Annotated in this window: 17 protein-coding genes; 14 read left to right on the top strand and 3 right to left on the bottom strand. The window is 63.5% G+C overall.

Features of this window, described 5'->3' with window-relative positions:
• Positions 1–187: 187 nt before the first annotated feature.
• A complete protein-coding gene (thiE, locus tag V7714_RS19270; protein WP_335711191.1) occupies positions 188–820 on the bottom strand; it encodes a thiamine phosphate synthase in 633 nt (210 codons plus the stop codon).
• The gene (gene thiD, locus V7714_RS19275; protein ID WP_335711192.1) at positions 817–1,647 is read right to left on the bottom strand and encodes a bifunctional hydroxymethylpyrimidine kinase/phosphomethylpyrimidine kinase; all 831 of its coding nucleotides are present in this window, start codon (positions 1,645–1,647) and stop codon (positions 817–819) included. The genes thiE and thiD overlap by 4 nt, the downstream gene beginning before the upstream one ends.
• A 77-nt stretch (positions 1,648–1,724) precedes the next feature.
• Here thiD and V7714_RS19280 point away from each other — a divergent pair, with 77 nt between their 5' ends.
• The 8 genes from V7714_RS19280 to V7714_RS19315 all read left to right on the top strand — a co-directional run bounded on the left by V7714_RS19280 (position 1,725) and on the right by V7714_RS19315 (position 8,350).
• The gene (locus V7714_RS19280) at positions 1,725–1,889 is read left to right on the top strand and encodes a rubredoxin (RefSeq protein WP_284195435.1); all 165 of its coding nucleotides are present in this window, start codon (positions 1,725–1,727) and stop codon (positions 1,887–1,889) included.
• Between the two features lie 210 nt (positions 1,890–2,099).
• A complete protein-coding gene (locus tag V7714_RS19285) occupies positions 2,100–2,942 on the top strand; it encodes a hypothetical protein (protein ID WP_335711193.1) in 843 nt (280 codons plus the stop codon).
• Between the two features lie 150 nt (positions 2,943–3,092).
• Entirely contained in the window at positions 3,093–3,923 is an 831-nt protein-coding gene (locus tag V7714_RS19290) for a M48 family metallopeptidase (protein ID WP_284195432.1), read from the top strand.
• Between the two features lie 73 nt (positions 3,924–3,996).
• Positions 3,997–4,404, top strand: coding sequence for a CopD family protein (locus V7714_RS19295; RefSeq protein ID WP_335711194.1), 408 nt, complete (start codon positions 3,997–3,999; stop codon positions 4,402–4,404).
• A 7-nt stretch (positions 4,405–4,411) separates the two neighbouring features.
• Entirely contained in the window at positions 4,412–5,512 is a 1,101-nt protein-coding gene (locus V7714_RS19300) for a hypothetical protein (protein WP_335711195.1), read from the top strand.
• Positions 5,513–5,516: 4 nt separating this feature from the next.
• Complete coding sequence (locus tag V7714_RS19305; protein ID WP_284195429.1) at positions 5,517–5,987, top strand: CYTH domain-containing protein; 471 nt, start codon at positions 5,517–5,519, stop codon at positions 5,985–5,987.
• A gap of 116 nt (positions 5,988–6,103) precedes the next feature.
• Positions 6,104–7,381 carry a glutamate-1-semialdehyde 2,1-aminomutase gene (hemL, locus tag V7714_RS19310; RefSeq protein ID WP_335711231.1) on the top strand — a complete coding sequence of 426 codons (1,278 nt, stop codon included), beginning with the start codon at positions 6,104–6,106 and terminating at the stop codon, positions 7,379–7,381.
• A gap of 9 nt (positions 7,382–7,390) precedes the next feature.
• A complete protein-coding gene (locus V7714_RS19315; protein ID WP_335711196.1) occupies positions 7,391–8,350 on the top strand; it encodes a hypothetical protein in 960 nt (319 codons plus the stop codon).
• 60 nt (positions 8,351–8,410) lie between these two features.
• On the opposite strand, the gene V7714_RS19320 is transcribed toward V7714_RS19315, so the two are convergent.
• Positions 8,411–8,683, bottom strand: coding sequence for an accessory factor UbiK family protein (locus V7714_RS19320; protein ID WP_335711197.1), 273 nt, complete (start codon positions 8,681–8,683; stop codon positions 8,411–8,413).
• Positions 8,684–8,923: 240 nt separating this feature from the next.
• Between V7714_RS19320 and glnK the strand changes: the two genes are divergently transcribed.
• From glnK to V7714_RS19350, 6 genes are all read left to right on the top strand, one after another.
• Positions 8,924–9,262 (top strand): P-II family nitrogen regulator, encoded by a 339-nt coding sequence (glnK, locus tag V7714_RS19325; RefSeq protein ID WP_284195426.1) that lies wholly within the window; start codon positions 8,924–8,926, stop codon positions 9,260–9,262.
• Positions 9,263–9,284: 22 nt separating this feature from the next.
• Complete coding sequence (gene amt, locus V7714_RS19330) at positions 9,285–10,817, top strand: ammonium transporter (RefSeq protein ID WP_335711198.1); 1,533 nt, start codon at positions 9,285–9,287, stop codon at positions 10,815–10,817.
• A gap of 294 nt (positions 10,818–11,111) precedes the next feature.
• Positions 11,112–11,600, top strand: a complete 489-nt coding sequence (gene purE, locus V7714_RS19335) for a 5-(carboxyamino)imidazole ribonucleotide mutase (RefSeq protein ID WP_335711199.1) — start codon at positions 11,112–11,114, stop codon at positions 11,598–11,600.
• Between the two features lie 2 nt (positions 11,601–11,602).
• Positions 11,603–12,748 (top strand): 5-(carboxyamino)imidazole ribonucleotide synthase, encoded by a 1,146-nt coding sequence (locus V7714_RS19340; protein ID WP_335711200.1) that lies wholly within the window; start codon positions 11,603–11,605, stop codon positions 12,746–12,748.
• A complete protein-coding gene (locus V7714_RS19345; RefSeq protein WP_335711201.1) occupies positions 12,745–13,410 on the top strand; it encodes a DNA alkylation repair protein in 666 nt (221 codons plus the stop codon). The genes V7714_RS19340 and V7714_RS19345 overlap by 4 nt, the downstream gene beginning before the upstream one ends.
• Positions 13,411–13,420: 10 nt before the next feature.
• Complete coding sequence (locus V7714_RS19350; RefSeq protein ID WP_290333754.1) at positions 13,421–14,299, top strand: phosphoribosylaminoimidazolesuccinocarboxamide synthase; 879 nt, start codon at positions 13,421–13,423, stop codon at positions 14,297–14,299.
• Positions 14,300–14,503: the final 204 nt, after the last annotated feature.

The raw sequence follows: 14,503 nt of genomic DNA on the forward strand, positions 1-14,503 counted from the left end.
TGGACTCAAGCCCTGGATGGGTGATGATGGACGGCGCCGACGCCAGGGCAATCCGGGTGCTGAAGCTTGGCACTACCCGTATCGGCAGGCCTTCCGCACCTGCAACAAGCAAACAGCCCAGCCTGACTTTATGGTCAGCTGGGCTGTTTGCTTGTTCGTGCTACACCGTCAGTCCGCGTGCAGCCGTTTAACTATCCTCAAACAGAGCCGCATAGGCTGCGGCCCGCTCAGCTGGCCGCCCGCCTTCGTACAAGCCGCCTATGACCGCCAGGCTTGTCACGCCTGCCGCCAGCAAGGGGCCGGCGTTGAGCGGGGTGATGCCGCCTATGGCCACCACTGGGCAATCCAGCTGGGCACAGGCCGCCTGGTAGAGCGCCAGCGGCGCCTGCACTGCTAAGGGCTTGGTGGACGAGACATAGGCCGCGCCAAAGGCCACATAGCTGGCGCCCGCCGCCTGGGCAGACTGCGCCAAGGCCAATTGATTGTAGCAGGAGGCGCCCAGCAGCCGTTGCGGCCCCAGCGCCCGGCGCGCCGCCGCCAGCTCGCCGTCATCGCCCCCCAGGTGCAGGCCATCGGCTTCGATAGCCAGGGCCAGCTCAAGATGGTCGTTGATGATCAAAGGTACGTGGTGGTGCCGGCAGCGTGCTTGCAAGGCTTGCGCCTGCTGCAGCCGCAGGCTGGCATCGGCCAGTTTGTTACGGTACTGCAGCACCACCGCACCCGCGGCCAGCACCTGCTCCACCGCCGTCAACAAACGGTCGGTATCGGTCCAGTCCGGGGTTATGGCATAGAGCCCACGCGGCAGGCTAGCCGTGCTCACGCCGGCTCGTCCTCGTCGCCCTTGCCCCGTGCCCAGAACAGCCGGTCGGGGATGAACTGTCCCATGCCGGGGCGATAGCCATTCTTCAGCGAATGCCAGGTGTATTCCTGCGCCTCGCGCACGGCTTGCGACATCTCCAGGCCATTGGCCAGAAAGGCCGCCACGGCCGACGCCAGGGTGCAGCCCGAGCCATGGTAGCTGCCCGGCAGGCGATCCCAGCTGTCGCTGCGTACCCGGCCGGCGCGGCCGAACAGGGTGTTGGTCACATTGGGCGTCAGTTCATGCGTGCCGGTCACCAGCACGAACTCAGGGCCGAACTGGCGCAGGCGCAGGGCGGCTTCATCCACCGTCAACCCATCCTGCTCGTCCGGATCATCGGTGGCCAAGCGGCGGGCTTCCAGGCTGTTGGGGGTCAGCACCGTGGTATGCGGCAGCAGCAGCTCGCGCATGGCGCTCACCATGTCCTCGTCGGCAAACTCGCTGCCATCGCCGGTGGCAAACACCGGGTCCAGTATCAGTGGAATGTCGGGATAGTCAGCCGCAATCTCGGCCAGCACGGTCAGGTTCTCCATGCTGCCCAGCACACCAACCTTGATGGCGGCGATCTGCATGTCTTCCAGCACAAAGCGGGCCTGGTCCGACACCCATTCGGCCTCCATCGCCAGGAAACCCTCCATGCCTGCCGTGTCCTGCACCGTGATGGCAGTGACGACCGGCAGCGGGTGACAGCCCAGCGAGGAGATGGTGAGGATGTCGGCAGACAATCCGGCACCGCCGGAAGGATCGTTGCCGGCCAGCACCAGAACAATGGGGGGAGCGTCTGTCATGAGGTATGGGAATCGAGGATAGAGTCTATATACGGTAGAATTTTATCCCATTCACCACCCCAACCCGACTAAACCCCATGAAAAAGTATATGTGTCTTATCTGCGGCTTCATCTACGACGAAGCTGCCGGCAGCCCAGACGACAATATTGCACCCGGCACCCGCTGGGAAGACATCCCCATGAACTGGACCTGCCCGGACTGCGGCGCCCGCAAGGAAGACTTTGAAATGGTCGAGATCTAAGCCTGTCCAACCCAAGGATCAAGGGCAGACCGATTGGCAAGACCTACTACGGCCTGCTGGGCATCAGCCCCAGCGCCAGAGGGCTTGAAGAGATCGCGGCCGCTCGTGTGCTGGGAAACGCCCAGATAAAATCGGAAATGGACCGGCAGCGCCGCGCTGGCACCAAACCTTAGCAGCATCGTCAAATCGTCGGAATCTGAGCCCCGTACCATGTCCCATACCCAAGGTAAAACCTATTACAGCTTGCTTGGTGTCGGCCCCCAGGCCAGCCAGGCAGAAATGGACGCTGCCTTTATCGCCATGCAGAAAGTGCTGGCCGAGGTGGTGGACAGCCGCGTGCGCGAGTCGCGTCTGCAAAAGCTGGAAGAGGTCTACCAACTGCTCTCCAACCCCTTGCGGCGTTCGGTCTACGATGCCAGCCTGCAGGCAGGGCAGGCCCAGCGCGTTGTGCTGCAAAGCGAGCCGGCGCCTTCGGTACGGACAGCCCACAGCCTGGGCGGCAATCTGCTGATCAAGGTTGGCATCGGCCTGCTGGCCTTGCTGGTGATGGGCTATCTGTACTTTGGCTGGCGCCAGCAGGCCACCCTGGATGCCTACCAGACCAATGTGAAGACCATGCAGGAACGCGCCTTGAGCATGCAGCAAGAGGCCATCCGTAGGGCGACTGAACAGGAAGCGGCTGTCATGGCCAGCGAGCGCTATGCCGAGGATGGCATGGAGACGGCCGAGCAACGGGCTGCCCGCCTGGCAATAGAGGAGCGGGACCGGGAGTACGCCGACTGGAACCGCAAGATGTCGCGCGAGCACGAGCGGGCGCAAGACGAGAAGGAACGCAACGAGGCGCGCAAACGGTCGGAGCGCGAGCGCGAGGAACGCGAGCGGGATAGGCAACGCCAGCGCGATGAGGCAGAGGCCATCACCCGATTGGAGCGGGAACGACAAACCATGTTCAACCGCCTGCTGAGCGAGCGCCGCTTTTACGAAGCCAGGGAGCTGGCCAGGACCCAATCTGAATTTGACCGCATCAAATACGCCGAAAAATATGGTCGCTGATCGCGGAGGACAAGCGCTGCGCCCTGGCTAAATTGGGGTGATGAGATTATGGTTTTTCTTTGATATCAATTACATAAAGAACATTCGGCCATCGCAGGCGCCAAGCCTGCACTGTACTTGGCTATCCCCGATAGAGGTAGGAGTAACGTGATGACCCCCAGCCGATTCCCCAGACTGACCACCCTGTGCCTTGCCCTGCTGCTCGCTGCCTGCCAACAAGTGCAGACCACCGAGAGCGGGACGGTGGGGGTGGAACGCAAGCAGGCCATGTTCTCGCTGCTCTCCAATGAGCAGGTCAACAAGATGGCGGCCCAATCCTACGCGGCCTCGTTGCGTGATGCCGAAAGCAAGGGCAAGCTCAACCGCGATGCCAAGGCCACCCGGCGGGTACGCGCCATAGCCGACAAGCTGATCCCGCAGGTGGCCGTGTTCCGCAAGGATGCACCCAACTGGCAGTGGGAGGTCAATGTCGAGAGTAGCCCCGAGCTGAACGCCTATTGCGCACCCGGCGGCAAGATCATGTTCTTTACCGGCATCATCGACCAGCTCAAGCTGAGCGACGACGAAATCGCCGCCATCATGGGCCACGAGATGGCCCACGCCCTGCGTGAGCATGGCAGGGAGCGCATGAGCAAGGTCTATAGCCAGCAGTTGCTGGCCCAGGGCATCTCGCTGCTGACCAAGGGCAAGTACGACCAGTATGTCGATCTGGGCCTGGATGGCTTCCAACTGGCCGTCAACCTGCCCAACAGCCGCCAGAACGAGACCGAGGCCGATGCCATGGGGCTGGAGCTGGCAGCCCGTGCCGGCTACAACCCGGCAGCGGCCGTGACCCTGTGGCAGAAGATGGCGGAGGCCAGCCAGGGCCAGCCGCCCCAGTTCCTCTCTACCCACCCCTCCAACCAGACCCGCATACGCGAGCTGCAGGCGCTGATCCCACGGGTGCAGCCGTTGTACGACGAGGCCCGCAAACGGCGTTAAAACTACAGCCCACGGTACCCTAAGGCCGGGACAGCCCGCCCGGTCTTATCTTACCCACTTTTCAGGAACACCCATGCTCTGGGTCAAAGCCCTACATATCATCTTCGTCATCAGCTGGATGGCCGGCCTGCTGTACCTGCCGCGCTTGTTCGTCAACCATGCCATGTCGACCGACGCTGCCACCCAGGCGCAACTGGCGCTGATGGAGCGCAAGCTGTTCCGCTTCACCACGCTGCTGGGTGTGCTGGCTCTGGTGTTTGGCCTCTGGCTGCTGCGGCCATGGATGACAGCCGGCTGGATGCACGCCAAGCTGACCCTGGTCATGGGCTTGATCGGCTTCCATGTCTATTGCGGCAAGCTGGTGCGCGACTTCGCCGCCGGCCGCAATCAGCGCAGCCATCGCTGGTATCGTCTGTTCAACGAGATCCCCACCCTGATCATGATGGCCATCGTCATCCTGGTGGTGGTCAAACCGTTCTGAGCCCGGCATGCTACGCACCCTCATACGCCGCCTGTTCAAAGCCGTGGCTTGGCTGCTCGGTACTATCCTGCTGTTGCTGTTGGTGATCATACTGATCAACGGCTTCGATACCGAGCTGACGCCCGAAACCCAGGCCTGGCTGGCAACGCCGCCCAACCGCGTCAGCGATGCCGAGAATGGCTATTACTACCTGCTGGCCCTGGGTGTAGCCACCGATGAGCCGCTGAAAGTAGGACAACAGATCGCCAGGGTCGCCCAGCAGCGAGCTGTTGGGGAGGCAGCCGTCTTACCCAGCACCAAGCGCCACAGCATTCACGACCTGCCCCGCTGGCAGGGGCTGAAGCCCGCCGAGCGGCTGGCCCAGATCTATCGCGATGAGGCGCGCTACCGGGAGCTGATTACTCGCGAGCAAGTTGCGCTACGGCGTTACTATCAGTTGATTGCCTCGCCCAGCTACCACAATGTGGCGCCCAACGAGTCGCTGCTGTTCTCCTCTACGCAAAGGCTGCAGCAATTGGCTACAGCCGAGCAGTTGCTACGTCTGCGTGATGGCGATGCCGCCAGCCTGGCGGTACTGGCGGAAGACCTGCGCTTCTGGACCACCATGCTGGAAGGCAGCACTGTGCTGATCGATGCCATGGTGGCCAACGCCCAACTGAGTAGCCAATTGCAGTTGCTGGAGCAGTTGGCGCTGCAACAACCGGAGCTCAAGCCCGCCTTGGCCGAAGCCACGGCTAGCGCGCTGAAACGACTTGGCAGGCTGAGTATGGGCCAGGTGCTGCAGACCAGTCTGCGGGGCGAGCTTCGAGTCTTCGCCCATGAGATCACAAAAGAAAAAATGGCGACTCATAGGCGCAACTGGGCCGCCGAGGCTATCTTTTGGTTTCTCCAGCCCAATGCCTCCATCAACGGCCTGCGCGATGTCTATGCCGACACCGCTAGCCCCGACACCGCCATGGCAGGCTATTGCGACACTGTCCTGAACTGGGTCTACAACCCCGTAGGCAAGACACTTACCTGTGTAGATAGCCCCGCCACGAACCACTACGGCGACAAGCTCAACACCACCCAACAGGCTGCCCGCAAGCTCGCCGCACTATTGGAATGACATCATGGCAAAAGAGATAGAACGCCGCTTCCTGCTCAAGAATGAGGGCTGGCGCGGCCTGGCGGAAGGGGAATGGCTCAAGCAGGGCTATTTGTCGGTTGAACGCGAGCGCACCGTGCGGGTGCGTATCAAGGGCGACCAGGCTTGGCTGACGCTCAAGGCCAATATCAGCAATGTGTCGCGCCATGAGTTTGAATACCCTATCCCGCTGGCCGATGCGGAAACCATCATGAGCGCCATGTGCCCCATGCTGGTGGAAAAACGCCGCCACCGCATCGCGCTGGGCGGCCATGTCTGGGAGGTGGACGAGTTCTCTGGCCAGAATGCTGGCCTGGTGCTGGCCGAGATTGAGTTGTCCGACGAGGCTGAGGCCTATGAGCGGCCCGACTGGCTGGGCGAGGAAGTGACCGAGGACCCGCGCTATACCAATGCCCATCTGAGCCGCCACCCCTGGCCCACCTGGGGGCGCGGCTGAACATGGCGGACGACAGCCCGCTGATACACCGCATACCCGCCCATGAGCGTACGGCAGCCGGCACCCACCGGGGGCGTGGCAACCGTACCGGCAGCAATCAACCAACAGGATCGACCATGAGCAAGAACGAACAACTGTTCCAGCGCGCCCAGCGCCATATCCCCGGCGGCGTGAACTCGCCCGTGCGGGCCTTTGGCGCGGTTGGCGGCACCCCGCGCTTCTTTGCCCGTGGTGCTGGCGCCTATGTCTGGGATGCGGACGACAAGCGCTATATCGACTATGTGGGCTCCTGGGGCCCGCTGATCCTGGGCCATACCCACCCGGCCGTGGTGGAGGCCGTGCAGAAGGCGGCCGCCACCGGCATGAGCTTTGGCGCCCCTACCGAGGCCGAGATCGACCTGGCCGACCTGCTGTGCGAGATGCTGCCGTCCATGCAGCAGGTGCGGCTGGTGTCCAGCGGCACCGAAGCCACCATGAGTGCCATCCGGCTGGCACGCGGCTATACCGGGCGCGACAAGCTGATCAAGTTCGAGGGCTGCTACCACGGCCACTCCGACAGCCTGCTGGTCAAGGCGGGCTCCGGCCTGCTGACCTTCGGCAACCCCTCCAGCGCTGGCGTGCCGGCCTCGGTGGCCGAGCACACCATCGTGCTGACCTATAACGATGTGGCCCAGCTGGAGGAAGTCTTCGCCACCCAGGGCGAGCAGATTGCCGCCATCATCGTCGAACCCTTCTGCGGCAATATGAACCTGGTGCGCCCGTCAGAGGCGTTTGTCACCGCCATGCGTGCCCTGACCGAGAAGCACGGTGCCCTGCTGATCTACGACGAAGTGATGACCGGCTTCCGCGTGGGCCTGGGCTGTGCCCAGGGCCTGCATGGCGTCACGCCTGACCTGACCACCCTGGGCAAGGTGGTTGGCGGCGGCATGCCGCTGGCCGCCTTTGGTGGCCGCGCCGAGGTCATGGCCAAGATCGCGCCACTGGGCCCGGTCTATCAGGCCGGCACCTTGTCGGGCAATCCGGTGGCTGTCGCTGCCGGCCTCACCACCCTGGGCCTGATACGCCAGCCCGGCTTCTTCGATAGCCTGGGCGCCAAGACCCGCAGGCTGGCCGATGGCCTGGCAGCAGCAGGCAAGGCCGCCGGCCAGACTTTCTCGGCCGATGCGGTGGGTGGCATGTTTGGTGTCTATTTCAATGCCCAGCCCCCCAAGACCTACGCCGAGGTCATGGCGACGGACAAGCCACGCTTCAATGCCTTTTTCCACGGCCTGCTGGACGAAGGTGTCTATATCGCCCCGGCCCTGTACGAAGCCGGCTTTGTCTCGGCGGCCCACAGCGATGCCGACATCGACGCCACCCTGGCGGCGGCCCAGCGCGTGTTTGCCAAGCTGTAAGCGCTGACGATGCCCGCCGGCCAGCGTAGTGCACAGCAGACCTGGCAGTGGCTGCAGGGCCGGCCAAGGCTGGCAGAGCTATGCGCCGCCCACCCGGCCGAGTGGGCCGAGGTGCAGGCCGAGCTGGCCGCAGCCATCGCCCGGCGCCGCCCGGGCGAGCTGAAATCGCTGGTGGAACAAGCCGCCATGCGCCGCCGCATGCAGCAGAACTTTCTCAGCGGCGAGCGCGATGGCCGTGCCTTCGCCCTGTTCGTGGCCCAGCAGGTACGCCATGCCATGACCGAGGAGGCGATACGGCAGTACGCCTTCTCGCAAGCCACTGGCGTGCAGCAGGGCAAGGTACGCTTCAATCTGTTCAATGGCTGGGTGGCACAGCGGCTGCTGTTCAAGCGCGATCTGGAGCGCAAGCCGGTGTCGCTGTTCTGGTTCCGCCTGCTCTGGCCCCTGCTATGGCAGCGGCGCCGGCTGATGCCGCTGGTGGAGAAGCGCGGCATCTACTGTTTTTACTCGGCCGATCTGGTGCAGGCACTGGCCGGCCTGATTGCCGGCCGCCACTGTGTGGAAATCGCTGCCGGCGACGGCACCCTCAGCCGCTTTCTGCAGCAACAGGGCGTGGCGGTGCAGCCCAGCGACGATGGCAGCTGGCACGGCGCCATCCAGTACCCCGACTCGGTCAGCAGGATGGACGCCCGCGAGGCCTTGAGCCAGTCGCCCCAGGTGGTGATCTGCTCCTGGCCGCCCGCCAACAACCGTTTCGAGCGCCAGGTATTCCGCACCCGTAGCGTGGAGACCTATATCGTCATCGGCAGCCGCTCCCAGTTCATCACCGGCAACTGGGCCGATTACCGCGAGCAGCAGCATTTCGACATGACCGAAGACCCCGTGCTCAGCCGGCTGGTACTACCGCCCGAATTGGGCGCTGCGGTCTATGTGTTCCAGCGCAAGCTGGCTGGTGGGGAGCCTGGCTGAGTTTGAGGGCGCCAGTGCTACCCCTAACACCCATCAGTGTCCTCAGTTCATCATCGGCGCTTAAAAATCGTCCTGAGGATTCACCGCGTCGCTGACGGCACCCGGGCGGGCTTCCAGCGCGGCGATGCGGTTTTCCAGCGCCACCAGGGTCTCGCGGGTCTTGGCCAGCACGGCCTGTTGCACTTCGAATTCCTCGCGGGTCACCAAGTCCAGCTTGGCAAAGGCCGCCGTCAGCACGGCCCGCATATTCTTCTCGATATCCTTGGCGGGGCCGGCGGCCATCACTTCGGACAGTTTGCCGCTGACTTCATCAAACAGGCGTTGGGCTAGCATGGTTTTACTCCTGGCGTTATCTCGTTGCCCTCTAGTCTAGCAAACCCCCGTTATGGCGGCCCGCCGCACCAGCGATAGGCGGGCGACCATCCCATCGCACCAAAGCAGTGCAAATCCCACGGGGTATGTGCTGCTTGAAAGCATAAGTATTTGAATAAATAGACAATATAAACATGGCACGACCCATGCTATCGCTACCCTACCGAGGTATCCACTGGTTCACCACCTTAAGGAGCGAAGATGAAGTTCGTTAGCGCCATCATCAAGCCGTTCAAGCTTGACGAGGTCAGGGAGGCACTGTCCGCCATAGGCGTGCAGGGCGTTACCGTGACCGAGGTCAAGGGTTTCGGCCGTCAGAAAGGCCACACCGAGCTGTATCGCGGCGCGGAATACGTGGTCGATTTCCTGCCCAAGGTAAAGCTCGAGATTGCCGTCAAGGATGACCTGCTAGAACAGGTGATCGAGGCCATCGAGAAGGCGGCCAACACCGGCAAGATAGGCGACGGCAAGGTCTTCGTCTTTGATCTTGAACAAGTCATCCGCATCCGCACCGGTGAAACCGGCGCAGACGCCCTGTAAGCCCGCAAGGGAGGACTGACCCATGAAAAAACTGTTTACCGCGCTGGCACTGGCAAGTGCCATGAGCCTGGGCATCGCCTGGGCCGAAGAGCCGGCCGCTGCACCTGCGGCCGCCACCGTGACGGAGACTACCCCAGCTACTGCCCCTGCAGCAGCGCCGGCTACCACCGCTGAAGCAGCGCCCGCCCCAGCCACGACAGCCGCTCCGGCAGAGGCTGCCGCCCCGGCGGCCGCACCCGCGCCCACCTTGAGCAAGCCTGACAACGCCTGGGTATTTGTCGCTGCCGCCCTGGTGATCCTGATGTCCATCCCCGGCCTTGCGCTGTTCTATGGTGGCCTGGTGCGCTCCAAGAACATGCTCAGCGTGCTGATGCAGGTGTTCGTGGTGTTCTCGCTGATCTCGGTACTGTGGGTCGCCTATGGCTACAGCGTCGCCTTCACCGAGGGCAATGCCATCTTCGGCGGCTTCTCCAAGCTGTTCCTGAAGGGGGTGAACGACACCTCGCTGGCGGCCACTTGGTCCAAGGGCATCTACCTGTCCGAGTTTATCTACATCGTGTTCCAGGGCGCCTTCGCGGCTATCACCTGCGGCCTGATCGTCGGCGCCTTTGCCGAGCGCGCCAAGTTCTCCGCCGTACTGGCCTTCCTGGTGATCTGGTTCACCCTCAGCTACCTGCCCATGGCGCACATGGTGTGGTACTGGGCTGGCCCGGATGCCTATACCGATGCAGAAGCCGGCGCCAAGGCGCTGCTGACGGCGGGCTTGCTGTTCCAGAAGGGTGCGCTGGACTTTGCCGGCGGCACCGTGGTGCATATCAATGCCGCCGTGGCCGGCCTGGTGGGTGCCTACTTTGTTGGCAAGCGCGTGGGTTACGGCAGGGAAGCCATGACCCCGCACAGCTTGACCATGACCATGATAGGCGCCTCGCTGCTGTGGGTGGGTTGGTTCGGCTTCAACGCCGGTTCCGCACTGGAAGCCAACGGCATCGCCGCACTGGCCTTCGTGAACACCTGGGTTGCCACCGCGCTGGCCGCCGTGGCCTGGATGGGCGTGGAATGGATCTGGAAGGGCAAGCCCTCCATGCTGGGTGCCGCTTCGGGCGCCGTGGCCGGCTTGGTGGCCATCACCCCGGCCTGCGGCTTTGTCGGTGTCGGCGGCGCCATGGCCATCGGCCTCTCGGCGGGTGTGATCTGCCTGTGGGGTGTGCATGGCCTCAAGCGCCTGCTGGGTGCTGACGATGCCCTCGATGTATTCGGTGTCCACGGCGTGGGCGGCATTCTGGGTGCCATCCTCACCGGTGTGTTTGCCGATCCGGCCTTGGGTGGCCTGGGTGTGTGGGACTATGTCACCAATGCCGTGGCGCCCAACTACTCCATCGCCTCGCAAGTGTGGATACAGACCCAGAGCGTGCTGCTCACCGTGGTGTGGTCTGCCGTGGTGTCGGTGGTGGCCTACAAGCTGGTCGACCTGGTCATTGGCCTGCGTGTGCCAGAAGACGAAGAACGCGAAGGCCTGGACGTCACCAGCCATGGTGAAAAAGCCTACAACGTGTAAGCAGACCAAGCGCTACAACAGAACGGCCCCTCGCAAGACGGGCCGTTTTGCCGTCTATGGGCAGGCCCGCAAGGGCTGCCGGCAGCTACCGTTCAGGCTGATCAGCGGTCCCAAAGACCCAGCTTGCTCACCGCCGCGTGCATGCCGGACCAAGAGCCCATACTATGGCCCCTGCAGCAGCACACCTTGGCGAATACGGCCTATATTCCAAGCGCTACTTTTCATGTTGCATCAAGGTTTTGGCGGCCAGCCGAATTTCTGTAAAATCCACTTTTTGAAACAGGGGATTATCCGATGATCCAAGTCGGCCTCGTGATGGGTAGCAATTCTGACTGGGAAGTCATGCAACATGCTGCCCGCCAGCTCAAAGCCTTCGGCATTGCCTTCGAGGCACGGGTGGTCTCCGCCCACCGTACGCCGGATCTGCTCTATGAATACGCCGAGGCGGCCGAGGCGCGTGGCCTGAAGGCCATCATTGCCGGTGCCGGTGGCGCAGCCCACCTGCCGGGCATGCTGGCGGCCAAGACCACCGTACCGGTACTGGGTGTCCCTGTTCCCAGCAAATACCTGCGTGGCGAAGATTCACTGCTGTCCATCGTGCAGATGCCCAAGGGCATACCCGTAGCCACCTTTGCCATAGGCGAAGCGGGTGCCGCCAATGCCGGCCTGTTTGCCGTGGCCCTGCTGGCCAACGAGATTCCCGAGCTGCGTGCCGCCCTCAATAGCTTCCGCGAAACGCAGAAGAATGCGGTGCTGGCCATGAGCCTGCCCGAGGTCGAGTAAGCATGGCCAGCCACAAGCCGATACTGCCGCCCGCCATGCTGGGCATACTGGGCGGCGGCCAGCTGGGCCGCATGTTTACCGTGGCAGCCAAAACCATGGGCTACCGGGTAACCGTGCTGGACCCGGATGGCAATGCCCCGGCAGCCGAATTTGCCGATGTGCATCTGCGCGCCGCCTATAACGACCACGCTGCCCTCAAGGAGCTGGCCGAGACCTGCGCTGCCATCACCACCGAATTCGAAAACGTCAACGCCGATTCCATGCGCTGGCTGGCCCAGCATGTGCCGGTCAGCCCCTCGGGCGATTGCCTGGCCATCGCCCAGGACCGCATCCAGGAAAAAGCCTGGATACGCAAGGCCGGCCTCGCGACCGCGCCCTATCTGGCGCTGGAGACTGTGGAAGACCTCAACCACGACCTGACACCCTATCTGCCCGGCATACTCAAGACTGCGCGGCTAGGCTACGACGGCAAGGGCCAGGTTCGGGTTGCCACGGCCGTGGAGGCCCGTGCGGCTTATGCCGACCTGGGTGGGCAGCCCTGCGTGCTGGAAAAAATGCTGCCGCTGGCCTGCGAAGTCTCGGCCATCGTTACCCGCAGCAATCCGCACGAGGTGGCCGTCTTCCCGGTGGCCGAGAATCGCCACGCCAAGGGCATACTCGATGTCAGCATCGTGCCGGCCCAGGTAGATGCCGCATTGGCCGCCCAGGCCCAGCAGATGGCCCGGCAACTGGCCGAGGCGCTGGACTACATCGGCGTGCTGGCGGTGGAGTTCTTTGTGCTCGATGGTGGCGAACTGGTCATCAACGAGATCGCTCCCCGGCCGCACAATTCCGGCCACTACACCATCGATGCCTGCGTCACCAGCCAGTACGAACAGCAGGTGCGCGCCATGTGCGGCCTGCACCCTGGCCGCACCGACCTGCTCTCGCCAGTGGTGATGGTCAATCTGCTGGGCGATGTATGGCAGGACGATGGTGGCGAACCCAATTGGGCGGTGCTGATGCAGGCGCCCAATGCCCACCTGCACCTCTACGGCAAGCGTGAAGCCCGGCCCGGCCGCAAGATGGGCCACTACTGCGTGCTGGCCGATACCGCCGCTGCCGCGCTGGAACAGGCCGAGGCGCTCAAGGACACCCTGGGCACATGAACACCGGGCTGGCAGCGCTGCGCAGTGCACTGGCAGCCAGCGCCCAGCCCGAGCGCGCACCCGCCATGCGCGCCTATATGCGTGAGCAGTTCGATTTCCTGGGCATACCCACACCCGCGCGGCGCAAGGCCAGCGCCAGCTTTATCCGCGACGCGGCCACACTGGATGCGAGCGCCTTGCTGGCACTGGCCCAGGCCTTGTGGGACCAGCCCGAGCGTGAGTTCCAGTATGTGGCGGTAGACCTGCTCGACAAGCACGGCAAGCGGTTGGAGCCCGGCAGCCTTCCGGCGCTGGAAGCCCTGGCCAGCAGCAAGCCCTGGTGGGATACGGTGGACGGCCTGGCATCCTGGGTGGTCGGCGGGCTGGTACGCCGCCATCGCCACCTGCAGGCCCGCATGGACCAGCTGGCGGGCGTGCCCGACCCCTGGTTGCGGCGGGTGGCCATCCTGCACCAGCTGGGCTGGAAGCAGGACACCGACAGCCGCCGGCTGTTCCAATACTGCACGGCCAATGCAGCCGATACCGAATTCTTCATCCGCAAGGCCATAGGCTGGGCGCTGCGCGAATATGCCTATACCGATGCAGACGCAATACGTGTCTTCGTCACCCACACCCCGCTCTCGCCCCTGTCGCGGCGGGAAGCACTGAAACATCTGACCTAGGAGCGCCAGCATGGACGGCCTGACCCAAACCAATCTCAAGAGCCTGAAGAAGATCTACAGCGGCAAGGTGCGCGATCTGTACGAGATCGACGAGCAACGCATGCTGATGATCGCCACCGACCGCCTGTCGGCCTTCGATGTCATCCTCAATGAGCCCATCCCGGCCAAGGGCAAGATACTGACCGCCATCTCCAACTTCTGGTTCGACAAGCTCAAGCATCTGGTGCCCAGCCACTTCACCGGCGACAAGCCAGAGGATATGGTCAGCGCCGAGGACCTGCCGCAGGTCGAAGGCCGCGCCGTGGTGTGCAAGCGCCTCAAGCCCGTGCCGGTGGAAGCCGTGGTACGCGGCTATATCGTTGGCGGTGGCTGGAAGGATTACAAGGCCACGGGCAAGGTCAGCGGCATCACCCTGCCGGCTGGGCTGGTGGAGGCCCAGAAGCTGCCCGAGCCCATCTTCACCCCCTCCACCAAGGCGGCCGTGGGCGACCATGACGAGCCCATTTCCTTCGAGCAGATGAGCGAGCTGGTGGGCGCCGAACTGGCCGCCCAGGTGCGCGATACCGCCATCAAGCTCTACCTGGCTGCTAGTGAGTATGCCGCCACCCGTGGCATCATCATCGCCGATACCAAGTTCGAGTTCGGCCTGGATGCCGATGGCACGCTGACCCTGATGGATGAGGCGCTGACCCCGGATTCCAGCCGCTTCTGGCCGGCCGACCAATACCAGCCCGGCAGCAACCCACCCAGCTACGACAAGCAGTTCGTGCGCGACTGGCTGGAAACCACCGGCTGGAACAAGACCCCACCGGCACCCGCCCTGCCGGTCGAAGTCGGCGAAAAGACGGCCGCCAAGTACCGCGAAGCACTGGAAAAACTGACCGGCTGATCCCGCTCCGCATCTGCTCTAAGCCCCACCGCCTTGCCGACGGCCGCCCAGCAGCCAGGGCAGGGCGCGTGCTGTGGTGGCTGGTACCTGCCACCCGTCCTTGCCCTGGCCCATAGCCTCATAAAAAACTGCCACCTTGCACTGCAACACCTTGGGGGCGGCACATTTCTCGGTCTATCCTGATGAACGACAGGGTATGAATCC

It is taken from the genome of Chitinimonas sp. JJ19 (assembly GCF_036961565.1).
Classification (GTDB): domain Bacteria; phylum Pseudomonadota; class Gammaproteobacteria; order Burkholderiales; family Chitinimonadaceae; genus Chitinimonas.